This window comes from Sphingorhabdus sp. EL138, assembly GCF_945882965.1.
Classification (GTDB): Bacteria; Pseudomonadota; Alphaproteobacteria; order Sphingomonadales; family Sphingomonadaceae; genus Sphingorhabdus_B.
On sequence record NZ_CAMCWY010000018.1, the window covers coordinates 30743 to 52475 of the forward strand.

Consider the following 21733-nt stretch of genomic DNA (forward strand, 5'->3'; position numbering starts at 1 on the left):
AAAGGAGTAACTTCAGTGCCGATTTCGCAGGAACAACTTGCGCGTATTGCCAGGGATTTGCCGGGTATGGGCAATGACCCAGTCGCCGTGCGCGCCCGTGTTGAGGCGCTTGAAAGGATATTGGAGCGCGCCTTCGTTTTTCCGGGCACGAAAATTCCATTTGGGCTGGATAGTGTGATTGGCCTTGTGCCCGTGTTGGGTGACCTCGTGACCGCCTGTATGGGCGCGTATATGGTGTGGGAAGCCCGCAATCTGGGCATGTCCAAATGGCAGTTAATCCGCATGACCGCCAATGTCGGTATTGATACTGCGATTGGTGCAATTCCCTTTGTCGGCGACGCGTTCGACCTTGTCTGGCGTTCCAACAGCAAGAATTTGCGGATTATCAAGAAACATCTCGACAAACATCACCCTGCGACGCGGATTATTGAAGCCTAACGCCCGCGCCAGATTTTTATCTGCGCCGTGGCCGGGGCGCGGCGGGTAAATGCCGGACACTGCCGGACACTGCCGGGGCTTGAAATCCCTGCCAAGGCAGATACGTATTTCCTCTAGCCAGCCTTTGCTATTGGTCTTCACATTAATGGCATGCGCGGGCAGGCCATCATTCAGATCAGCAAATCTTTCGGCCAGCGTTTCTGCCGTCAGGTGCGTCTCGCGTTCGGGTTCGCGGGACAGCCGCGCCATGTCGGGAAATTCAATCGCGTTGAACAGCAACCGCGCTGCCGCAAAATAAGCGGCGGGCGTTGTGGCCATGCAACTGCCATGTTTTGCCCATTGGTGTTGCAGCAATTGGGGGGACGGGCTGAGGCAGATATTATCTGAGACTGCTTGCCGGGGCAGCACGCCAACCGTGCGGCAATATTGCCGGTAATTGGCCCCTTTGGCCTCAGGCCATAGCCCATGCAGGACAAAACCAAAGTCGCCAATTTCACCCTAACATTGGAACCGCGCCGCAGGATCACTTATTCGACCACGGCAATATTCCGGGCTCCAACTCAGTGCCAGCACATAGCCGTCTATGGCCGTGCGCCTTATCTGGCCGGACGGAGGCAACTCCAGGGCCGGGCGCGGAAGAAATCGTGGTGGTTGGCATTGCCACGCTTGCGCCATGGTTGGTGCAGGTTGGAAAGCCGCCACGACAGCTAAAAATATGAAAAGCTTAAGCTTGCGCAAAGTCCAGTCCGATGTCGGCTGCCGGCGCGCTTTGGGTCAGGCGGCCAACCGAGATGTAGGTGACACCCGTCTCCGCCTTGGCGCGGATCGTTTCCAACGTCACCCCGCCCGATGCCTCAGTCGGCACGCGGCCAGCGATCAGCTTTACCGCCGCGCGCAACATATCTGCGTCCATATTGTCGAGCAGCAAATGGCTTGCCCCTGCCGCCAAGCCGGGTTCAATCTGCGCGATGCTGTCCACCTCAAGGATGATGCGTTCAACCCCTGCATTTTTCGCGCGGGCAACCGCTTCAGCTACGCCGCCGGCAACGGCAACATGATTGTCCTTGATCATGGCTGCGTCCCAAAGGCCCATGCGATGGTTCGTAGCGCCGCCTATGCGCGTTGCGTATTTTTCAAGCAGCCGAAGGCCGGGGATTGTCTTTCTGGTGTCCAAAAGGATGCAACCCGTCCCTGCGATGGCATCGACATATTGCCGTGTCATTGTGGCAATGCCCGACAGATGCTGCACTGTATTCAGCGCGGAGCGTTCCGCAGTGAGCATGGCCCGTGCATGGCCCTTTAAGCGCATGAGGTCAGTGCCCGCGGGCACTTGCGCGCCCTCCGCGACTAACAACTCTATCTCCATCGACGGATTGAGCGCATGGAAAAATGCGACGGCGATAGGTAAGCCAGCCACGGTTATGGCATCGCGACTGTCCATCACCCCGTCGAAGCGGACATCGACCGGAATGACGCTTTCGGACGTGACATCTTTGCCCGTCGGACCCAAATCTTCGGCAAGCGTCGCACGGACGAAAGCGTTCATATCAAACGAGGGAATGTTAAAAGGCATGTTGATGTTATCCGGCCTGAGCATGATTGGCGACTATGCCCCAAATATAGGTAAGTTCGCTATCGCCAACAATAACTGAAAACCTTTTATGGCGGGGTCAATAGCCCATTAGGCTCATGACTTCCTTGCGGCTCGATTGATCGTCAAGGAAACAGCCAATGAGTTTTGACGTTACCATGCCAACGCCGTGAACCTTCACACCGCGTCCGGTCATGCACCCATGCTGCGCATCAATCACAACAGCAACGCCCTCTGGCTTCAAATTTTCCCAGATGCAGTTTGCGACTTCTGCGGTTAGGCGCTCTTGCACCTGAAGCCGCTGCGCAAAGCCGTGCAAAACACGCGCAAGTTTCGAAATGCCCACAACCTTGTCGGTTGGCATATAGGCAATCGACGCCTTGCCGATGATGGGTGCCATGTGATGCTCACAATGCGACTGGAACGGAATGTCCTTGAGCAAGACGAGCTCGTGATAACCGCCCACCTCTTGAAAGGTTCGCGACAAATGCGCAGCCGGATCGTCGGCATAGCCAGAGCAATATTCGCGCCATGCGCGGCCAACGCGCGCGGGCGTATCGAGCAGGCCTTCCCGCTCCGGATTATCGCCTGACCAACGGATTAGGGTGCGAATTGCGTCTTGAACGTCATCAGGAACGACAAGTTTGCCGTTCGCACCGATTTCGTCTTCATAATGGATATGAGCCATGGGAAATACCTTTTCGGGTTTGTTCATCTTTAGGCTCCGGCAGGCGAAGTGCCCGCGTATTCAACCATAAAGATAAGTCTACCCGCCTCTAAAAACCATACGGATAATAGCCTATAGGGCCTGCATCGCTATATATGATGATATAGCATCCGAGGCGGAAATGCTAATTTGTTGCGCAAAAAATTAGCCAATCGCCTGACCGGTTTTGGCCCAATCGGCCAAAAAGCCCTCAATGCCCTTGTCCGTCAGGATATGCTTGAACAGGCCCTTGATGACCGATGGCGGTGCAGTCATCACGTCAGCACCAATTTTCGCGGCTTCAAGAACGTGGACACCGTGACGGACGCTGGCGACGAGGATTTCCGTATCAAAAGCGTAATTGTCGTAGATCAGGCGAATGTCGCTGATAAGCTGCATACCATCAAAGCCATTATCGTCATGGCGGCCAACGAAAGGCGATACGAATGTCGCACCAGCCTTTGCGGCCAATAGTGCCTGATTGGCGGAGAAACATAAGGTCACATTGACCAATGTGCCTTCGGACGTAAGCGCCTTGCACGTCTTCAGGCCGTCAATGGTCAATGGCACCTTGATGCAGACATTGTCGGCAATCTTCCGCAGGATTTCGGCTTCCTTCATCATTGTCGCGTGATCAAGTGCAACGACTTCTGCCGACACCGGGCCATCGGTCAAGGCGCAGATTTCGCGCGTGACTTCAATAAAGTCCCGGCCGGATTTGGCGATCAACGACGGGTTGGTGGTCACGCCATCGAGCAAACCAGTCGCCGCCAGATCCTTAATATCGGCAATGTCAGCGGTATCGGCGAAGAATTTCATGGCACTGTTTCCTGATTGGAGATTCGGTTTCATGTCTCTTGGCAAAATATCGGCCAAAACAACAGACCTATTGGAACCAGATCTGCGATGATGCGCGATGATCATCCAGATGGTGACGTTCGCCGCATCATTGCCTATACCCGCCATATGAGCTTGACCACCAACCGCGTCCGTGTTGTTTTGTTAACGCAAGCGATTGGTCCGCTCGATTACCGGCTGCCCGATGCTATGGTCGCCGGGCCGGGCTGCGTCGTGATGGTGCCACTTGGCCCGCGCAAATTGCCCGGCATGATCTGGGATGATGATGTTTTTGGCGATGCGGCGTTAGATGCCAGCAAACTTCGCGCTGTGCTTGAAATATTGGATTGTCCGCCGGTTGCGCTTAGCTTGCGTCGCCTGATCAACTGGGTTGTGGATTATTATCTCACGAACCATGCGGCGGTCTTGCGCATGGTGTTGTCGTCGTCGGCTGCGTTCACGGCGACGGGAACCATTACCGAATATCGCCGCACTGGTTTTGAGCCTGCACGGTTGACACCACAACGCGCGGCCGCGCTGGACGCCTTGGAGGGCGCGCAAGGCCTTGTGCGCGAGCTAGCGGCAGAAGCTGGCGTCAGCGACGCCGTCATCCGCGGGCTGATCAAAGCTGGCGCGTTTGAACCAGTTACCATCAGCGTCGATTCGCCGCTGCCCGAACCGCTGGCGGACTTTGACACGCCAAAATTGAACGACGCGCAGCAATTGGCAGCAAACAGCATGGTTGATGCGGTTCGCAAAGGTGGCTTTGACACATTCGTCCTTGATGGCGTCACAGGATCAGGCAAAACCGAAACCTATTTTGAGGCGGTGGCCGAGGCGTTACGGCTGGGCAAACAGGTTCTGGTGCTTCTGCCCGAAATCGCGCTGACCGCGCCATTCCTTGCCCGCTTCGAAGCGCGCTTTGGCGTCGAGCCAGCTGTTTGGCACAGCAATCTGCGATCCACCCAGCGCCGCCGTGTCTGGCGTGCCGTCGCCGATGGCAGTGCAAAGGTGCTGGTGGGCGCGCGCTCGGCGCTTTTCCTTCCCTTTGCCAATTTGCGCCTGATCATCGTCGATGAGGCGCATGAGACCAGTTTTAAACAGGAAGATGGCGTGCGCTATCATGCCCGCGACGTTGCCGTCATGCGTGGCCATTTTGAAGGATTCCCTGTGGTTCTGGCATCGGCAACACCAGCGCTGGAATCGCGGCATATGGTGGCCATTGGCCGCTACAAAGGCCTTGAAATTCCGTCGCGCTTTGGCGCGGCCAAAATGCCTGAAATCAAGGCCATCGACCTGACGCTCGACGCGCCCGAATCACAGCATTGGATTGCACCGACATTGCTGAAAGCCTTGGAAGAACGCGTCGCACGCGGCGAACAGAGCTTGTTGTTCCTCAACCGTCGTGGCTATGCGCCTTTGACCTTGTGCCGGACCTGTGGCCACCGGTTCCAATGTCCCAACTGCACAAGCTGGATGGTGGAACACCGCCTCGTGCGCCGTCTCGCCTGCCATCATTGTGGTCATGTTATGCCACCGCCGGAGGATTGTCCTGAATGCGGCGAAAGCGATACATTGGTTGCCTGTGGCCCCGGCGTTGAACGCATCAGTGACGAGGTGAACCGCCTGCTACCCAATGCGCGGACCATCGTTGCGACATCGGACACTTTATGGTCGCCGGAAAAGGCGGCGGAGTTCGTGTCCCTTGTAGAAAATAAGGCGGTGGATATCATCATCGGCACGCAATTAGTGACGAAGGGCTATCATTTCCCCGAACTGACGTTGGTCGGGGTGATCGACGCCGATCTGGGGCTTGAGGGCGGGGATTTGCGCGCCGCCGAACGCACCTTTCAGCAAATTGCGCAGGCCGCTGGCCGGGCAGGGCGCGGCGAGAAGCTAGGTGAGGTGTTCATCCAGACACGCAATCCCAATCATCCCGTCATCGCCGCCTTGGTCGCCGGTGACCGCGATGCATTTTATGATGCTGAAACCGAGCAACGCAAATCGGCTGGTGCGCCACCTTTCGGGCGTTTTGCGGCCATCATTATCTCGTCCGAAGATGAACGCGAAGCCATAGAGGCCGCGCGCGCCGTGGGTGGCGCTGCACCGCAGGTGAACGGAATGCATGTCTATGGCCCCGCGCCAGCACCGCTCGCCATGTTGCGTGGGCGTTATCGACAACGCCTTTTGGTCCATGCGCAGCGCTCGGTCGAGGTGCAGAATATCATCCGTGAATGGCTTGGCGGCCTACAATTCCCGCGTGGCGTGCGGGTTGGGGTCGATGTTGATCCTTATAGTTTCCTGTGATGCGCCGTTAGAGCCGCAAATAGCGGATTTACCTAATGCGTCTAATGCTGCATCGTGCCGTCAAAATATTGGGGGAGAACAACATGCACAAAATTTTATGGGCAGCGTTATTAAGCACGGCGTCGGCAACAGGCGCGTGGGCACAAGACGCAAAGCCAGCCTCTGATGCAACGGTCACTGCGCAACGCAGCGTCGCGGCGCAGCTTCCCGCCGAAGATGGCCGTGACCTCGATTTTGCGGACAGGGGCTTTATCGGCACTTTGTCCGACCCCGTCATCACCAACAAGGATGGCAAGCCTGTCTGGAACCTTGGCGCTTATGACTGGATGGTGGATGGCCAATCACCCGATACGGTGAACCCAAGCCTGTGGCGGCATATGGGCCTGTTGCGCAAACATGGGCTATATGCGCTGACGGACAATGTCTGGCAAGTGCGCGGCTTTGACGTGTCGAACATGACGGTGATCAAAGGCCAAACGGGTTGGATCATCATCGACCCGCTGACCAGCCGGGATACCGCAGCGGCAGCGCTGAAACTGGTGAATGAAAAGCTTGGAGCACGGCCAGTCACTGCGGTGATCTATAGCCATAGCCATGCCGACCATTTCGGCGGTGTGCGCGGAATCATCAATGAGGCCGACGTAAAAGCGGGCAAGGTTGAGATCATTGCGCCGGAGCATTTTTTGGCCGAGACGGCGTCTGAAAATGTTATGGCCGGTCCTGCGATGGGCAGGCGCGCGACGTTTCAATTTGGCAATAACCTGACGCCTGGCCCGCAGGGGCAGATGGGCAGTGGCATCGGCAAAGGCATTGGCGGGGGTGATATCACGCTGATCCCGCCTACAATCGACATTCGCAAAACGGGCGAACAGCGCGAAGTCGATGGCGTGACGTTGGAGTTCCAAATGGTGCCGCAGACCGAAGCACCGGCCGAAATGAACGTCTATATGCCTGCGGCGCGCACGTTTCTGGCCGCTGAAATTGCGACCTGCAGTCTGCATAACATCCTAACTCCGCGCGGTGCGAAAGTACGTGATACGTTGGGCTGGTCCGGGTTTCTGAACGAAGCCGTCAACCTATATGGCGAGCGGAGCGACGTCATCGCCTCAAGCCACTGCTGGCCGCGCTTTGGCCAGTCGGAGGTCAAGGGCTGGCTAGCGGGGCAGCGCGACAATTATCGGTATATGCACGACCAAACGGTGCGCATGATGAACAAGGGCATGACTCAGGCCGAGATCGCAGAAGTTTTGAAGGCACCGCCAGCTATTGGCGACAAATGGTTTAACAAGGGCTATTACGGCACCTACAGCCATAATTCGAAGGCGATCTATCAATATTATCTGGGTTGGTATGATGCCGTCCCCGCCAATCTTAACCCGCATCCGCCGGAGGTGCGCGCAGGCAAAATGGTCGCGGCGATGGGCGGCGCGAAGAAGGTCTTGGCAGAGGCGAAAAAGGCAATGAAAGCGGGGGATTATCGCTGGTCATCCGACCTGTTGAACCAACTCATCTTTGCGGAACCCAAAAATGTTGAGGGGCGGGCCTTGCTTGCTGACAGCTATGAACAGCAAGGCTATCAGTCGGAATCCGCGATCTGGCGCAACATGTTCCTGTCTGGCGCGCACGACCTGCGTGAGGGCATGAAGGCGGGCATTAACGCGCAAAGCATCGACATGATTTCGGCGATACCAACTGGTTTGTTGTTGGATTCGGTGTCGACCCGGCTGGACCCGAATATCATTGGCAATGCCACACTGGCGCTGAATTTCGTCATTTCGGACCGAAAAGAGACCGCGAAAGTCACCGTTGGCAATTCGGTGATGTTCAGCGAAATGGGGAAGGTCCACGCCGCGCCTGCCGTGACGGTCACTGGCCCGCGCCAATTGTTTCTGGCGTTATTGTTCCTGAAAATGCCGGCGGCACAGCTACAGTTCGCTGGACTGAAAATCGAGGGTGACAGGGCGGCGATTGAAAAGCTTCAGGCCGCGCTTGACCCCATGCCGGGTGCCTTCAACATTGTAGAGCCGTAAAGGGGCTACATCTCCCCGCGTTGGCGGCGCAGGGCATACCATTTTGCGACATTGGCATTATGCTGTTTCAACGTGTCGGCGAAGATATGCCCGCCCCTGCCATCAGCAACAAAGTATAAAGCGGTCGTCTTTTGCGGGTTCAGCACGGCGGCAATGGCGGCGCGTGACGGGTTGGCGATTGGTCCTTTGGGAAGGCCAGCCATGGCGTAAGTATTATAGTCGTTCACGTCCCGGATTTCGGATTTGCGAATGCGCCGGCCAAGCGACTTCCCCTTTGTGATGGGGTAAATGATCGTTGGGTCGGCCTGCAGCCGCATTCCAATGCGCAAGCGATTGGAATACACGCCGGAGACCATACGCAATTCCGATTTGAGCGCCGTTTCCTTTTCGACAATCGACGCAAGCGTCAGCGCCTCTAATGGTGTTTTGACCATCGTGTTAGGGCTGCGCTCTCGCCACAACTCGGCCATTGTTTTTGCTCTGGCATCCTGCATGCGTTTCAGGACAGCAGCGCGCGGTTCGTTTTTGTCAAAGGCGTAGCTGTCAGGCAAAACCGAACCCTCGGCTGGTATGGAAATGCGTCCAGTGAGCTGGTCATTGGCCATGAGGCGTTCGTACACCATGATCGAAGGCATGCCTTCGGGAATAGTGACCATGCGTTGCACGGTTTTTCTATCTGTCAGGATGGACAATATGTCGGAATTGGAGGCCTTTGCCGGAATAACAAATTCGCCCGCCTTGATGGTGTTCGACGCGCCAAAAATCTTTGCCCGGCTCACAAATGCCTCGGCGGATTTGACCGCGCCGCTTTTCTCAAGCTGCCGTGCAGCCGACATCATGCTTGACCCCGGCTTAATGATTACAGTTGCCGCGCGCTGCAGCGGCCCGGGCGCCGTCCATCCATAGATAAAGTTACCGGCAATTACCGCCAGCAGCAGCGCCGCCGCAACGACCGCCCATTTGGCGAGGCGGCGGTTTGCCTGTTTTCCATACCGCTTCACCATAATTAGCCCTCCTCATTCCCGCAGTCAGTTCCCGCCTGCGCTGGAATGACAAAATGAGAGATATGCGGCGGTGCTATCACGTTTGTTTATTCAGCCAATTTCATGATGAGGCTGGCGTTCGTCCCGCCAAAGCCGAAGCTGTTGTTCAAAACAGCTTTCACTTCGCGTTTCTTGGCGACATGTGGGACAAGGTCAACGCCTTCGGTGCCTTCATCTGGGTTGTCGAGATTGAGCGTCGGCGGCACAATCTGGTCACGCAGCGCAAGGATGCAGAAAATGCTCTCCACCGCGCCAGCGCCGCCCAGCAAATGGCCGATGGCGGATTTGGTCGAGCTCATTGACACATTTGCCATGGCATCACCAAATAAGCGCTTTACCGCGCCTAGCTCGATCGTATCGGCCATGGTCGATGTGCCATGCGCGTTGATATAATCAATATCGGTGGGCGTCATTCCGGCCTTTTTCAGCGCCATCTGCATGGACCGAAACGCGCCGTCACCTTCGGGATGCGGCGCAGTTACGTGATATGCATCGCCCGACAAGCCATAGCCGACGACTTCGGCGTAGATCTTCGCACCGCGCGCCTTGGCATGTTCATATTCTTCCAAAACAACAACGCCTGCGCCTTCACCCATCACGAAACCGTCGCGGTCCTTGTCATAAGGGCGGCTGGCGGCCTCTGGACGGTCGTTATAGCTCATATTGAGCGCGCGAGCCTGCGCAAAGCCTGCGATACCCAACGGGTTGATGGTGCCCTCTGCACCGCCAGCGACCATGATGTCGGCATCATCATCGCGGATCATGCGGGCGGCATCGCCAATCGAGTGTGCGCCTGTGGAACAAGCGGTGACGACGGCGTGATTGGGGCCTTTTAGGCCATATTTGATGCTGACTTGGCCCGAGATCAGGTTAATCAACCGGCCATGCACGAAATGCGGGCTAACGCGGCTAGGGCCTTTCTCTGCCAGCAGCAACGCTTCGCTTTCAATGCCGGGTAAACCGCCGATCCCGGACCCGATGGAGCAGCCAGCCCGCACTTTTTGTTCTTCGGTCAAATCGGTGAGACCCGCATCTTCCAATGCTTGGCCAGCAGCATCAATGCCGAAAATGATAAAGGGATCGACCTGCCGTTGGACCTTGTGGTCCACGCGCTTATCGGGGTCAAAGCCCCATGGATGGTCCTTTGCCTTCACTTCGCACGCGATCAGGCATTTCTGGTTGCTGGCGTCGAAATGCGTAATCATGCCAGCACCGGATTTTCCGGCAATCAGGTTGGACCAAGTGGTTTCAACATCTGCACCCAAGGGTGTAACCAGACCTAATCCAGTGACCACGACACGACGCATTGCGTTATCTCCAAAATCTAATCTTTACGGCCTATTACCGCGAATAGGAGCCAAAAAGCAAACGGCTTTCCGACAGAAGCGCACTTAACGCTGGTCGGAAAGCCGTTTGAATTTTTATCTGGCCGCGCAGTATTGCGCGTAACGGCTTAGCCGTTGCTGTTGATGAAATCGATCGCGTCCTTGACGGTAGCAATCTTTTCAGCAGCATCGTCAGGAATTTCGACGTTGAATTCTTCTTCAAACGCCATAACAAGCTCAACAATATCAAGGCTATCTGCGCCAAGATCATCAATGAAGCTTGCAGCTTCTGTGACCTTATCGGCTTCAACGCCCAGATGTTCGACTACGATCTTTTTGACCCGTTCCGCGGTATCGCTCATTTTTGTGCCCCTTATTGTTTGGGATGTTGAATTTCTGCTATTGCCCTAATGTGCAGAATAGCCGCTGGCAAGTGGCAAGCGACGCTTATGCATCAAAGCATCGCCATGCCGCCATTTACATGGATTGTCTGGCCCGTAACATAACCCGCTTCTCTTGAGGCGAGATAGGCAACGGCGGCACCAATGTCGGCGCCTTCGCCCATGCGGCCCATCGGAATACGCGCATTCAGCGCCTCTTTTTGCGCGTCAGGCAGGCTTTCGGTCATCGCGGTGGCGATGAAGCCGGGTGCGACGCAATTGGCCGTCACATTGCGGCTGGCGAGTTCCTGCGCGATTGCTTTTGTCATCGCCGTAAGGCCGCCTTTGGACGCGGCATAATTGGCTTGGCCGGGGTTGCCCGTGGTACCGACGACGCTGGTGATCGCAATGATACGGCCAAAGCGCGCCTTCATCATGGGTTTCGTGGCGGCGCGCATCAGGCGAAATGTTGCCTCAAGATTGATGCGGATGACGTCATCCCATTCCTCATCCTTCATACGCATCGTCAAATTGTCGCGGGTAACGCCCGCGTTGTTCACAAGAATGTCGATCTGGCCCAGTTTCTCCAGCGCAGCGGGAACCAACGCCTCAACGCTGTCCTTGTCACCCAAGTCGCAGGGAACCGCAACATGGTCGCCACTTAAGGACGCCCGGAATGCTTCGAGCTTTTCCACGTTGGATCCTGAAACCGCAAGCCGTGCGCCTTGGCCCGCCAGCGCGTGACAGATGGCACTGCCAATCCCGCCCGAAGCGCCGGTTACCAGCGCGGTCATGCCAGTTAGATCAAACATATCATTCTCCCTTAAATTCGGGTGCGCGCTTTTCCAGAAACGCGGTGATCGCTTCGTCATTGTCCGCAGTGGCGTGGGCAAGGCTTTGCATCGCGGCGGACATTTCGAGGATATTTTTAAGGTCCGCCGTCTGCCCTTCGCGCAATAGGCGCTTCGTCATACGGACGGCATGTGGCGGGTTTGCGGCGATTTTGTCCGCAATCATGCGCGCGGCGGTCATCAGGTCGGCATCATCCACCACTTGCGTAACCAGCCCGATACGCAACGCTTCGGCAGCGTCGATGGTTTCGCCGGTTAAGGCAAGTTCGGTCGCTTTTGAAAAACCGACGATGCGCGGCAACAGCCATGCGCCGCCGTCGCCCGGCGTAATGCCGAGCCGAACGAAGCTCTCCGCAAATTTGGCCGAAGACGCTGCAATCCGAATGTCGCACATCGTGCTAAGGTCAAGCCCTGCGCCAATGGCCGCACCGTTAACCGCCGCGATGACCGGAACCTCTAGCGCTTGGAACATCAGCGGCAGACGCTGGATACCATATTTGTAGTTGCGCCGGGTTTCTGCGGGCAATCCTGCGCGCAGGCCACCACTATCCGGACGCATTTGTTTTAAGTCACCGCCGGAGGAAAACACCGTCCCTGCGCCGGTCAGGATGACGCAGCGCACCGACATATCTTGATCCGCTGCCATGAATGCATCGCACAACTGTTCGACGACAGACACATCCGAGATCGGGTTACGTTTTTCGGGCATATTCAGCGTGATGGTCAGTATGCCGCCATCGCGCGACTGGAGAATTTGGTCGTTCATTAAATCGCTTTCAACAAGGCTTCGATGTCATCCATGCTGATGACGGTTGATGTGGTGATGTCTTCATGCGTGCTGCGCTTCACCATGGGTGATAGCACTTTGCCGCCGAATTCAACGAAATGGGTAACGCCAGTCTCCGCCATCGCGATTGCGGACTCGCGCCAGCGCACGCGGCCAGTCACTTGCTGCACCAATTGCGCGGCGATGATGTAGGGATCGGATACCGGCGCTGCCGTGACGTTCGCAAAAAGGGTAACCAGCGGCGCATGAATGGTCGTCGTGCCAAGCGCGCTTTGCATCTCATCGGCGGCGGGTTGCATCAATGGACAGTGAAACGGTGCGGACACTGGCAACAATATTCCGCGCTTGATGCCATGGTCCTTTGCAAGCTCAATTGCGCGCTCAATCGCGCCTTTATGCCCTGAAATGACGACCTGCGAGGGGTCATTGTCATTTGCGACGGTGCAGGTTTCGCCCTCAGCCGCCGCCGCCGCCAATGCTTCGGCTTTCTCGATGTCTGCCCCAAGCAACGCGGCCATCGCGCCGACGCCGACGGGCACAGCCGCCTGCATCGCGCGCCCGCGCAGCTTCAGCAGCGCAGCGGTCACCGACAAAGGCAAAGCGCCTGCGGCGCAGAGCGCGGTATATTCGCCCAAGGAATGGCCAGCGACGAAATTGCATTTCTCCGATAACCGAACGCCGCCTTCCTTTTCCAAAACGCGCAAGGTGGCGATGGCATTGGCCATGATCGCGGGCTGCGCATTTTCGGTCAGTATGAGGTCGCTCTCGGGTCCTTCGCACATCAGGCGGAAAAGATGCTGGCCCAACGCCTCATCGACTTCCTCAAACACGGCGCGCGCAATCGGGCTGGCTTCGGCGAGCGCTTTGCCCATGCCAACGGCTTGGCTGCCTTGCCCGGGGAATATAAATGCGCGCATAACTGCTCCTGTTCGTCCGTGTTCTGGCAATTCGCCTATGGCGCAGCGCTGAATGTTGCAAGCCCGAACGGCACGATGCGATTGTCAGCATCATGGCCAATATCCGCGCGGCCCAGATAATTGATCCCCGTTTTTGCGCACCAGCGCCGAGCAATCTCCTCGGCATCTTCGCCAAAGGGGCGGTGATTGACAGGCACATCGCTGACGCGACCAAGCCGCAATCCGGCCAGCCCTGCGGTTTGCAAATGGCTGGTGACGTGGAAAAACGCGCGGTCGTAACCATAGAGATATTCGCTGATTTCCTCCAATAGCAACACATGGTCTTTCAGGTCCGGCATTAACGGCGTGCCGACCATCATCGCCAAGGTCATCAGATTGAACGCCGCATATTTGCCGCCTGCTTGCAGTTGTGGTTCAAGCACCTGTGGCGACGCGTGCAGCATCCAGTCGAGCGCGCGCAGGACGGCGGCCTCACCGCCCTCGCGCCGGATATCGGCTGGCATCGGCCCATGGCACACGCGGCCGATTTTTGCGGCGTACAAAGCGCCAAGCAGATTGCCGGCGTCGCTATATCCCATGTAGATTTTGTCCCCCGCCGCCGATGTGAGTGCGGCCACGGCGTCTTGTGCGATCCGGCAAGCCCCATAGCCACCACGCACAAACCAGATCGCATCAAAACTTGGGTCATTGGCAAGGTCCACAAACGCGGCGCAGCGCATATCGTCTAGCCCGGCAAAATGGCCAACCTCCGCAAAGCATTGGTCGTGAAAGATGAGTTCAGCCGTCGGGTGTGTAGTGGCGGCAAGCGCGATAACCCGCGCCGCGTCCTCCCGCGTAAATGGCGTCGATGGCGCGCAGATGGCTATCCGCATATTTCACGCGCTTCCGCAAAATTCGTCATTCCCGCGCGGGCGGGAATCCAACTCCGGGCCGTGATGTTTCTACGAGTCGGGTATTGGGCCCCCGCCTTCGCGGGGGTGACGCAGTTTTGTATATACAGGACCATTGCCAAAATCATCTTCCGGCCATAACCGCCACTGATGCACAAAAACAAATCCTATTTCTTCTGCGGCATTGGTGGATCGGGCATGTTGCCCTTGGCCAATATCGTCCATGATGCAGGCGCAAGTGTCGCCGGTTCCGACCGCGCGCTGGACCAAGGCCGGTTGGGACCGAAATTCGCATGGCTGCAAAGCCTTGGCATTGACCTGTTTTCACAAGACGGCAGCGGCCTTGTCAGCGGCGACCAGATACTCATTGCCTCTGCGGCCATTGAGGACAGCGTGCCCGATATTGCCAAAGCCATCGCGCTTGGCTGCACCCGCATGACGCGCGCGCAATTGCTCGCCGATTTGTTCAACGCTGCCCCGCGCAGCGTTGCGGTTGGCGGGACGAGCGGCAAGTCAACCGTAACGGGCATGATCGGCTGGATATTGACCGATTCTGGACATGACCCAACGATCATGAACGGCGCGGTGATGAAGAATTTCGTCGCTGATGACGCGCCCTTTGCCAGCGCGCGTGTGGGGCAGGGTGACGTGTTCGTCAGCGAAGTCGATGAAAGTGACGGCTCAATCGCCCTGTTCACGCCCGAAGTCGCGGTGCTCAACAATGTCAGCCTTGATCACAGAAGCCTAGAAGAACTGCGGCAGTTGTTCGGCGACTTTGCGCGCAAGGCAAAAGTCTGTGTCTGGAACGCCGATGATGCGGAGACTGTGGCGTTGGTCGCGCCGATGGCGTTGGCGGACGCCATTAATTTTGGCTTTTCCGCTGACGCAAATTTCCGTGCAACAGACATTACCGACCTCCCGCTCGGCAGCCGCTTTACGCTGCATGCGATGGGCGAAGCTTACCCCGTCACCTTGATCGTCCCCGGCAGGCACAATATCGCCAACGCGCTTGCTGCGATTGCTTCCAGCGTCGCACTTGGCGTGTCCGTTGCGCAAGCCGCGCACAGCATTGAAAGCTTTTGTGGCCTCGCCCGCCGTTTCGACATTGTCGGCACCGCCAATGACATAACGGTCATCGACGATTTCGGCCATAACCCCGACAAGATCGCCGCAACGCTCGCGACGATGAAGGCGTTTCCCGGCCGCATCATCGCCTTCTTCCAACCCCATGGCTACGGCCCCATCCGCGTCATGGGCGCTGAACTCGCGGACGTGTTTGCGGACATGCTTGGCGCGGACGACCATCTGATCCTCTGCGACCCCGTCTATTTCGGCGGCACCGTGGACAAAAGCATCGGCAGCCAAAGCATCACCGACGCGGTCACCGCCGCTGACCGCAACGCCGAATATATCCCCAGCCGCGAAGAATGCGGCAACCGTATTGTGGAGTTAGCGCGGCGAGGCGACCGCATCGTCATAATGGGCGCGCGGGATGATACGTTGAGCGCGTTTGCGGTAAACATATTGCAGCGACTGGTGGGCTAAGGCGTCCGACCCCATTCGCAATCCTGCGAATCGCTTGCATTCCGCACCAATTCCCCCTAAGCGCTCCGCTTTGCTCAGGCCCGCCTGACTGAAATCGAAGAAGGCCGGAGGGGCGTATGCATGGTGCTGCGTCAGCGATCGGTAGGAACAAGGAAACGCCCATGTCTCTGTACGAGCATGTATTTTTGGCGCGTCAGGACCTTTCACAGGCCCAAGTTGATGCGCTGGCTGAAAACGCCACCAAGATTGTAGAAGACAATAAAGGCAAGGTCGTAAAGACCGAAACCTGGGGTCTTCGGACATTGACATACAAAATTCAAAAGAACCGCAAAGCGCATTTCGTGATGCTCGACATTGATGCTTCGGGCGACACGATTGCTGAGCTTGAGCGTCAGACACGCATGAACGAAGATATCATTCGTTACATGACTGTCCGCGTGGACGCGCATGAAGCCGGCCCGTCGGTCATGATGCGCAAGAGCGACCGTCCAGAGCGCAGCGAACGCGGTGAGCGTGGCGGCTTTGGTGGTGGTGACCGTGATCGCGGTGCCCCTCGTCCAGATCGTGGCGACCGTCCAGACCGCGCACCGCGCGCAGAGCAGGAGGCTTAACACATGGCACGTCCGTTTTTCCGTCGCCGCAAGTCCTGCCCATTTCAGGGTAAAGACGCGCCGCAAATCGATTATAAAGATGTACGCCTGCTTCAAGGCTATATCTCAGAGCGCGGCAAGATTGTCCCATCTCGCATTACCGCCGTTTCGGCAAAGAAGCAGCGTGAGCTGGGCCAAGCTATCAAGCGCGCTCGTCACATCGGCCTTCTGCCGTACATCGTGAAGTAAGGAGCCGAAACATGGATATCATACTTCTCGAACGCGTTGAAAAGCTTGGTGCAATTGGTGACGTTGTCACCGTGAAGGATGGCTATGCCCGTAACTTCTTGCTGCCAAACAAAAAAGCGCTCCGTGCAAACGACGCGAACCGCAAGGTTTTCGAAGCCAACCGCGCAAAAATCGAAAGCGATAACGCAAGCCGCCGTGATGAAGCGCAAAAAGCTTCGGGCAGTGTCGAAGGCAAGCAGATCATTCTGATCCGTGCGGCTTCGCAAACTGGCCAGCTTTACGGTTCGGTCTCGGTCAAGGATATCGTTGACGGTCTGGTCGCCCAGGACGCCAAGGTTTCCAAGAACATGATCGTGCTTGAACGCCCAATCAAAACGCTTGGCGTATTTGGCGTCAAGGTTGTTCTGCACCCCGAAGTTACCGTCAATGTTCAGGTCAATGTGGCCCGTTCGGACGACGAAGCCGAGTTGCAGAAGGACGGCGTTAACGTTCTTGACCAGATGTTCGAAGCCGAACAGGCCGAGATCGCTGCTGAAGTCATTGAAGCGCAGGTTGAAGCCGAAGTCGCATCCGACGCAGCCGATGCTGCCGAAGCTGCTGCCAACGCAAAGCGCCGCGAAGATCAAGCTGCTGCCAAGGCTGCTGCTGAAGCCGCCGGCCTTTCAGCTGAGGCAAGCGACGACGCATAAAGTGCTCGAGTGCTGCATACAAAACGCCGCCTTGTTGCAAGACAGGGCGGCTTTTTTGTGCCTCTACTGCACGTCAACCTGCACTTGTTTCAGGATCCATTCATGCGCCTCAACCGATGGGCGATGGGGCGCGATGGACCCTGAAACAAGTTCAGGTTGACGTCTGGTTTTAATGTGCTGTTTCATTGTGAGGAACACGTGCTAGCACCCACCCCATGAACGCACCCATCATCATCACCGCCGACATGGGCAAAACGGATCAAGCATGGGCCAATGGCCTACGCCGCGCGCATTTCCCCGCGGAGCGTAATTTTGTCGATGCGCATATTACACTGTTTCACCATTTGCCGCCAAGCCATTTACCAGAGATAAAATCGCGACTTGCGGCGTTGGTTCAGGACTATCCAGCGCCTGTGGCGCATCTCAGGGATGTTATGTTGCTGGGCAAAGCCGTGGCGTTCCGCGTGGACAGCCCTGAACTGCTCGGGCTGCGCGAGGAGTTGGCCGACAGTTTTCGCGGGCTATTGATCCCGCAAGATCAGGCCCAGCCCCGATTGCACATAACGGTCCAGAACAAGGTGGAGCAAGCCACCGCCAAGGCACTGCACGCGCATCTGTTGAACAGCTTCCGTCCGCGTCCGCTCGCCATTTCGGGCCTATCTGCGCATTATTATCGCGGCGGGCCGTGGGAGCATATTGGCAGATGGTCATTTCGTGGCTGACAATGCTTGACCCCTATGACCCCCGCGCTTATAGCGCCCAGTGCTTCCCCACAAATGGTGGGGTTCACGCTTGGATGGCGAAGTAGCTCAGCTGGTTAGAGCGGTGGAATCATAATCCATAGGTCGGGGGTTCAAGTCCCTCCTTCGCTACCATCGGCAAAGTGGGTGATCTCACTGGTTGGTCGGTGGCGCCATGCCGCGCTTTGTGCGGTTGCCGCGCTTTGCAGCGTCGGCTACACTTAAGGCATGAAGGATTGCACCCAATGCATTATACGTAACCGTGCAGTTTGCGTCGGGCTCGAAACAGACGAGCTTGCGGTGCTGGGGCGGCTTGGCCGCAAGCAAAAATTTTCCAAGGGGCAAACTATATTTTGGGAAGGTGACGACGCCGTCGTCGTCGCCAATGTCATTGAAGGCGTGCTGAAGGTTTCGATGAGCATGTCCGATGGCCGGGAGCAGATTGTCGGCATCGTTTTTTCATCGGACTTTATTGGCCGGCCCTTTGGCCAGCAAAGCCTGCATAGCGTGACTGCGCTGACTGATGCCGAATTGTGCATATTTTCGCGATCCACCTTTAACAACTTCGCGCGCCAGCATCCCGAGCTGGAACACAAGCTGCTGCGCCGGACGTTGAATGAACTTGATCGTGCGCATGAATGGATGTTGCGGCTCGGAAAGAAAACCGCGACCGAACGGATCGCGACTTTGTTGCTCGAAATGTCTGTTCGGCTCGGCGAAACGGGCTGCACGGTTGACAATGGCGCATTGGACGCATTTGAATTGCCGCTTGATCGCCAGCAAATTGGCGACGTTCTAGGGCTAACGATTGAAACCGTAAGCCGTCAGCTTTCTCGATTGAAAGCCGATGGTGTTATCCATCTGCCAGATCGCCGGACCGTCGCCATACGCGACCGGGCGCGGCTCCAGTACCTGTCGGCTGCTGCCTGAACGGTAGTTTACGAACGCCTTGGGTGTGGCTTAGCCGGGAATATTATCCGCAGGGCTGCCGATGAGCACAAAATGCCGGTCGCAATAGCCGCAATCGACATAGCCTTTTTCATCGATTTGAAGCCAGACTCGCGGGTGGCCCAATGCGGCGGGAATATCTCCACTGCCGTCGCAAGCGACGCGCGGTTCGCGGACTCGGATTGTTTCGGGGTCGCTGTTTTTCATGTGCGCCGCTTAGCAAAGCCGCAACGTGGCTGCAACGGCTGAAAAATAGGGAACTAAGGATAATCGCGCGGTCACTAAATACCAGCGGATGGATTCCACGTCATTGCGCTGACACCATGCGTTCGCTATCGCACCGACATGTCTGAACAAGCTATCTCGATCCAAAACCTCTCCAAAAAATATGCAGGTGGCAAACAAGCGTTAAGCGATGTTAGTTTTGACGTTGCGCAAGGATCGATTTTCGGCCTTCTTGGCCCCAATGGCGCGGGCAAATCCACGTTGATTAACATCTTGGCCGGGCTGGTGATGAAGACATCGGGCAGCGCGTCTATATGGGGGTTCGACATCGACGCCCATCCGCGCAACGCCAAGGCGTCCATCGGCATTGTGCCGCAGGAGATTATGTTCGACCCATTTTTTACACCGAAAGAAGCGCTTGAATTGCAAGCGGGTCTGTATGGTGTGCCCAAGTCGAAACGGCGGACGATGGAATTGTTGAAAGCCGTAAGGTTGGAGGACAAAGCCGATGCCTATGCGCGGACACTGTCGGGCGGGATGAAGCGTCGCTTGCTGGTCGCCAAAGCCATGGTGCATGCGCCGCCCGTCATCGTGCTTGATGAACCGACGGCTGGTGTCGATATCGAACTGCGTCAGCAATTATGGGATTATGTGCAGGAACTGAACCGCCAAGGCGTAACGGTTGTGCTCACCACCCATTATCTCGAAGAAGCCGAGCAGTTGTGCGACCGTATTGCGATTATCAACCATGGGCAGTTGATTGCCAACAAGCCGACGCGCGAATTGGTCGGCATGGCGCGCGAGAAGGCAGTATTATTAACGCTCGACCGCGATGTAACCAGCGCGCCAACGCATGAAGCCTTTGAAAAAACGGAACTGCTTGGCGAGCGCACAATTGAGATTACGTACAACAAAGACCGCATGAATGCAGGCGAAGTGCTTTTAGTGATCCAAGGCCTTGGGTTGGGCATTGTCGACGTAACCACCAAGGAGGCCGACCTCGAAGACGTCTTCCTCCGCCTGACCAGCGCCGCTTGATGGAAGTCGATGTTCTGATCATTGGGTCGGGCGCTGCGGGCTTGACCGCGGCGTTGCAATTGGCGGCGACGCGCAAGGTTGCGGTGCTGGCCAAGGGTTCCATTTCCGACGGCGCAACAGCATGGGCGCAGGGCGGGATTGCCGCCGTGCTTGAACCCGGTGACAATTTTGCAAACCATATCGAGGATACGATGGTTGCAGGCGCAGGTCTGAATAACCGCGCCACGGTTGAATTTGTCGTGGAGAATGCGCCGCTCGCGATTGAACGGCTGGCAAAGCTTGGCGTGCCGTTCAATTTGGAGGGCAATGACTGGCACTTGACCCGCGAAGGCGGACATAGCCACCGGCGTATCGTCCATGTTGACGACGCCACCGGTTGGGCTGTCCAACAAGCGTTGGAAGCAGCCGCCAGAGCGCATCCGAACATCAGTTTGGTTCCGGACATGGTCGCCGTTGACTTGATTTTGGGCCGGCATCAGGAACGCTTTTCAACCTCAGGCCGTATTCACGGCGTTTATGCGCTCAACCGCAAAACGGGCCGCGTCGAGACCTACACTGCGCGCGCAACCATTCTTGCGAGTGGCGGCGCTGGCCGGACATATCTCTATTCCACGGCTCCGCGCGGTGCGACTGGTGACGGCATTGCCATGGCGTGGCGCGCCGGATGCCGCGTGTCGAATATGGAATTCATGCAATTCCACCCGACCTGCCTCTATAATCTTGAGGTCAAGAATTTCTTGATAACAGAGGCGGTGCGCGGAGAGGGTGGTATCCTGAAAAATCCGAAAACGGGGCATCGTTACATGCCCGATTATGACGATCGTGCAGAACTTGCGCCGCGTGACATTGTTGCCCGCGCCAATGACGCCGAAATCAAGCGCGACGGTCTGGATTATGTCCATCTGGACATCAGCCATAAGCCACCGGAATTTGTAAAAGCGCATTTCCCGAATATTTATGAAAAGCTCATGGGGCTTGGTATCGACATCACGCGCGAGCCAATTCCGGTGGTGCCAGCGCAGCATTATACCTGCGGCGGTGTGATTGTGGATCTCGACGGCCGAACCGACGCGCCTGGCCTATATGCCGCAGGCGAGGTGACGCAAAGCGGCCTGCATGGTGCAAACCGTCTGGCATCCAACTCCTTACTTGAATGCTTCGTCTTCGGGGATGCGTGCGCCCGCCATATCGACGCCAATTGGGACAGACTGCCGCCGCCGCCGCCGATTCGGCAGTGGGACGAAAGCCGGGTGACCGACAGCGACGAAGAGGTTGTGATTGCCCAATGCTGGCGCGAAATCCGGCAGTTCATGTGGAACTTTGTAGGCATTGTGCGCACGACCAAGCGGTTGGAGCGGGCGCAGCATCGCATCGATTTGCTGCGCCATGAGGTAGAGGATTATTACAGCCATTTCCGCGTCACGCCTGACTTGATTGAACTGCGCAACTTGGTCGAGGTTGCCGCCTTGATTATCCGGTCGGCGCTGGCCCGGCATGAGAGCCGGGGGCTGCACTTTACGCTCGATTTTCCCAAAATGGCCGACGAAGCGCGCGACACGATTTTGCTGCCCTAGCCACAAAACACTTTCCTACTGATAGTAACTTCA

General features: G+C 56.9%; 22 protein-coding genes, 1 tRNA gene and 1 pseudogene. 12 read left to right on the top strand and 12 right to left on the bottom strand.

The features are described from left to right. Nucleotides 1-15: 15 nt before the first annotated feature. Nucleotides 16-438 (top strand): DUF4112 domain-containing protein, encoded by a 423-nt coding sequence (locus Q0N43_RS08860; RefSeq protein WP_295445511.1) that lies wholly within the window; start codon nt 16-18, stop codon nt 436-438. A 78-nt stretch (nt 439-516) separates the two neighbouring features. Here the strand turns inward: Q0N43_RS08860 and Q0N43_RS11525 are convergent. From Q0N43_RS11525 to fsa, 4 genes and pseudogenes are all read right to left on the bottom strand, one after another. Next, a pseudogene (locus Q0N43_RS11525) lies at nt 517-930 on the bottom strand (ribonuclease T); the annotation flags it as partial. Nucleotides 931-1162: 232 nt separating this feature from the next. Then, complete coding sequence (gene nadC / locus Q0N43_RS08865; RefSeq protein WP_295445559.1) at nt 1163-2011, bottom strand: carboxylating nicotinate-nucleotide diphosphorylase; 849 nt, start codon at nt 2009-2011, stop codon at nt 1163-1165. 97 nt (nt 2012-2108) lie between these two features. Continuing rightward, a complete protein-coding gene (gene folE / locus Q0N43_RS08870) occupies nt 2109-2717 on the bottom strand; it encodes a GTP cyclohydrolase I FolE (RefSeq protein WP_295445561.1) in 609 nt (202 codons plus the stop codon). Between the two features lie 183 nt (nt 2718-2900). Then, nucleotides 2901-3554, bottom strand: a complete 654-nt coding sequence (gene fsa, locus Q0N43_RS08875; protein WP_125229735.1) for a fructose-6-phosphate aldolase — start codon at nt 3552-3554, stop codon at nt 2901-2903. A 147-nt stretch (nt 3555-3701) separates the two neighbouring features. Between fsa and Q0N43_RS08880 the strand changes: the two genes are divergently transcribed. Then, nucleotides 3702-5879, top strand: coding sequence for a primosomal protein N' (locus Q0N43_RS08880; protein WP_295445563.1), 2178 nt, complete (start codon nt 3702-3704; stop codon nt 5877-5879). Between the two features lie 83 nt (nt 5880-5962). After that, nucleotides 5963-7909 carry an alkyl sulfatase dimerization domain-containing protein gene (locus tag Q0N43_RS08885; RefSeq protein WP_295445514.1) on the top strand — a complete coding sequence of 649 codons (1947 nt, stop codon included), beginning with the start codon at nt 5963-5965 and terminating at the stop codon, nt 7907-7909. 5 nt (nt 7910-7914) lie between these two features. Here Q0N43_RS08885 and mltG read toward each other — a convergent pair whose 3' ends face one another. The 7 genes from mltG to Q0N43_RS08920 all read right to left on the bottom strand — a co-directional run bounded on the left by mltG (nt 7915) and on the right by Q0N43_RS08920 (nt 14084). Next, on the bottom strand, nt 7915-8913 hold the full coding sequence (mltG, locus tag Q0N43_RS08890) for an endolytic transglycosylase MltG (protein ID WP_295445517.1): 999 nt from the start codon (nt 8911-8913) through the stop codon (nt 7915-7917). Between the two features lie 86 nt (nt 8914-8999). Beyond that, complete coding sequence (fabF, locus tag Q0N43_RS08895; RefSeq protein WP_295445519.1) at nt 9000-10259, bottom strand: beta-ketoacyl-ACP synthase II; 1260 nt, start codon at nt 10257-10259, stop codon at nt 9000-9002. Nucleotides 10260-10405: 146 nt separating this feature from the next. Next, nucleotides 10406-10639: an acyl carrier protein gene (locus Q0N43_RS08900; RefSeq protein ID WP_125229739.1), complete on the bottom strand. Its 234-nt coding sequence runs from the start codon at nt 10637-10639 to the stop codon at nt 10406-10408. 92 nt (nt 10640-10731) lie between these two features. Continuing rightward, nucleotides 10732-11469, bottom strand: coding sequence for a 3-oxoacyl-[acyl-carrier-protein] reductase (gene fabG / locus Q0N43_RS08905; RefSeq protein ID WP_295445523.1), 738 nt, complete (start codon nt 11467-11469; stop codon nt 10732-10734). Nucleotide 11470: 1 nt separating this feature from the next. Beyond that, a complete protein-coding gene (locus Q0N43_RS08910; RefSeq protein ID WP_295445525.1) occupies nt 11471-12274 on the bottom strand; it encodes a crotonase/enoyl-CoA hydratase family protein in 804 nt (267 codons plus the stop codon). Then, on the bottom strand, nt 12274-13212 hold the full coding sequence (fabD, locus tag Q0N43_RS08915; protein ID WP_295445527.1) for an ACP S-malonyltransferase: 939 nt from the start codon (nt 13210-13212) through the stop codon (nt 12274-12276). Before fabD ends, Q0N43_RS08910 begins: the two co-directional genes overlap by 1 nt. Nucleotides 13213-13247: 35 nt before the next feature. Beyond that, nucleotides 13248-14084 carry an LD-carboxypeptidase gene (locus Q0N43_RS08920; protein ID WP_295445529.1) on the bottom strand — a complete coding sequence of 279 codons (837 nt, stop codon included), beginning with the start codon at nt 14082-14084 and terminating at the stop codon, nt 13248-13250. Nucleotides 14085-14252: 168 nt separating this feature from the next. Between Q0N43_RS08920 and Q0N43_RS08925 the strand changes: the two genes are divergently transcribed. The 7 genes from Q0N43_RS08925 to Q0N43_RS08955 all read left to right on the top strand — a co-directional run bounded on the left by Q0N43_RS08925 (nt 14253) and on the right by Q0N43_RS08955 (nt 18845). Continuing rightward, entirely contained in the window at nt 14253-15647 is a 1395-nt protein-coding gene (locus Q0N43_RS08925; protein ID WP_295445531.1) for a Mur ligase family protein, read from the top strand. Between the two features lie 161 nt (nt 15648-15808). Then, a complete protein-coding gene (gene rpsF / locus Q0N43_RS08930) occupies nt 15809-16258 on the top strand; it encodes a 30S ribosomal protein S6 (RefSeq protein WP_295445533.1) in 450 nt (149 codons plus the stop codon). Between the two features lie 3 nt (nt 16259-16261). After that, entirely contained in the window at nt 16262-16486 is a 225-nt protein-coding gene (rpsR, locus tag Q0N43_RS08935; protein WP_125229746.1) for a 30S ribosomal protein S18, read from the top strand. 11 nt (nt 16487-16497) lie between these two features. Next, nucleotides 16498-17175: a 50S ribosomal protein L9 gene (rplI, locus tag Q0N43_RS08940; RefSeq protein WP_295445535.1), complete on the top strand. Its 678-nt coding sequence runs from the start codon at nt 16498-16500 to the stop codon at nt 17173-17175. Between the two features lie 215 nt (nt 17176-17390). Beyond that, entirely contained in the window at nt 17391-17897 is a 507-nt protein-coding gene (locus tag Q0N43_RS08945) for a 2'-5' RNA ligase family protein (protein ID WP_295445537.1), read from the top strand. A 76-nt stretch (nt 17898-17973) separates the two neighbouring features. After that, nucleotides 17974-18050, top strand: a tRNA-Met gene (locus Q0N43_RS08950). Nucleotides 18051-18143: 93 nt separating this feature from the next. Further along, the gene (locus Q0N43_RS08955) at nt 18144-18845 is read left to right on the top strand and encodes a helix-turn-helix domain-containing protein (protein WP_295445539.1); all 702 of its coding nucleotides are present in this window, start codon (nt 18144-18146) and stop codon (nt 18843-18845) included. A 30-nt stretch (nt 18846-18875) separates the two neighbouring features. Here the strand turns inward: Q0N43_RS08955 and Q0N43_RS08960 are convergent, their stop codons facing one another. Continuing rightward, a complete protein-coding gene (locus tag Q0N43_RS08960; protein ID WP_295445541.1) occupies nt 18876-19070 on the bottom strand; it encodes a zinc-finger domain-containing protein in 195 nt (64 codons plus the stop codon). A gap of 138 nt (nt 19071-19208) precedes the next feature. Here Q0N43_RS08960 and Q0N43_RS08965 point away from each other — a divergent pair, with 138 nt between their 5' ends. Both Q0N43_RS08965 and nadB read left to right on the top strand, forming a co-directional pair. Next, nucleotides 19209-20126: an ABC transporter ATP-binding protein gene (locus tag Q0N43_RS08965; protein WP_295445543.1), complete on the top strand. Its 918-nt coding sequence runs from the start codon at nt 19209-19211 to the stop codon at nt 20124-20126. Then, complete coding sequence (nadB, locus tag Q0N43_RS08970; protein ID WP_295445545.1) at nt 20126-21700, top strand: L-aspartate oxidase; 1575 nt, start codon at nt 20126-20128, stop codon at nt 21698-21700. The genes Q0N43_RS08965 and nadB overlap by 1 nt, the downstream gene beginning before the upstream one ends. Nucleotides 21701-21733: the final 33 nt, after the last annotated feature.

Coding starts and splice junctions, on each gene's coding strand:
- nadC (WP_295445559.1), bottom strand. CDS start 2,011: ATGCCTTTTAACATTCCCTCGTTTGATATGAACGCTTTCGTCCGTGCG.
- folE (WP_295445561.1), bottom strand. CDS start 2,717: ATGGCTCATATCCATTATGAAGACGAAATCGGTGCGAACGGCAAACTT.
- fsa (WP_125229735.1), bottom strand. CDS start 3,554: ATGAAATTCTTCGCCGATACCGCTGACATTGCCGATATTAAGGATCTG.
- Q0N43_RS08880 (WP_295445563.1), top strand. CDS start 3,702: ATGAGCTTGACCACCAACCGCGTCCGTGTTGTTTTGTTAACGCAAGCG.
- Q0N43_RS08885 (WP_295445514.1), top strand. CDS start 5,963: ATGCACAAAATTTTATGGGCAGCGTTATTAAGCACGGCGTCGGCAACA.
- mltG (WP_295445517.1), bottom strand. CDS start 8,913: ATGGTGAAGCGGTATGGAAAACAGGCAAACCGCCGCCTCGCCAAATGG.
- fabF (WP_295445519.1), bottom strand. CDS start 10,259: ATGCGTCGTGTCGTGGTCACTGGATTAGGTCTGGTTACACCCTTGGGT.
- Q0N43_RS08900 (WP_125229739.1), bottom strand. CDS start 10,639: ATGAGCGATACCGCGGAACGGGTCAAAAAGATCGTAGTCGAACATCTG.
- fabG (WP_295445523.1), bottom strand. CDS start 11,469: ATGTTTGATCTAACTGGCATGACCGCGCTGGTAACCGGCGCTTCGGGC.
- Q0N43_RS08910 (WP_295445525.1), bottom strand. CDS start 12,274: ATGAACGACCAAATTCTCCAGTCGCGCGATGGCGGCATACTGACCATC.
- fabD (WP_295445527.1), bottom strand. CDS start 13,212: ATGCGCGCATTTATATTCCCCGGGCAAGGCAGCCAAGCCGTTGGCATG.
- Q0N43_RS08920 (WP_295445529.1), bottom strand. CDS start 14,084: ATGCGGATAGCCATCTGCGCGCCATCGACGCCATTTACGCGGGAGGAC.
- Q0N43_RS08925 (WP_295445531.1), top strand. CDS start 14,253: ATGCACAAAAACAAATCCTATTTCTTCTGCGGCATTGGTGGATCGGGC.
- rpsF (WP_295445533.1), top strand. CDS start 15,809: ATGTCTCTGTACGAGCATGTATTTTTGGCGCGTCAGGACCTTTCACAG.
- rpsR (WP_125229746.1), top strand. CDS start 16,262: ATGGCACGTCCGTTTTTCCGTCGCCGCAAGTCCTGCCCATTTCAGGGT.
- rplI (WP_295445535.1), top strand. CDS start 16,498: ATGGATATCATACTTCTCGAACGCGTTGAAAAGCTTGGTGCAATTGGT.
- Q0N43_RS08945 (WP_295445537.1), top strand. CDS start 17,391: ATGAACGCACCCATCATCATCACCGCCGACATGGGCAAAACGGATCAA.
- Q0N43_RS08955 (WP_295445539.1), top strand. CDS start 18,144: ATGAAGGATTGCACCCAATGCATTATACGTAACCGTGCAGTTTGCGTC.
- Q0N43_RS08960 (WP_295445541.1), bottom strand. CDS start 19,070: ATGAAAAACAGCGACCCCGAAACAATCCGAGTCCGCGAACCGCGCGTC.
- Q0N43_RS08965 (WP_295445543.1), top strand. CDS start 19,209: ATGTCTGAACAAGCTATCTCGATCCAAAACCTCTCCAAAAAATATGCA.
- nadB (WP_295445545.1), top strand. CDS start 20,126: ATGGAAGTCGATGTTCTGATCATTGGGTCGGGCGCTGCGGGCTTGACC.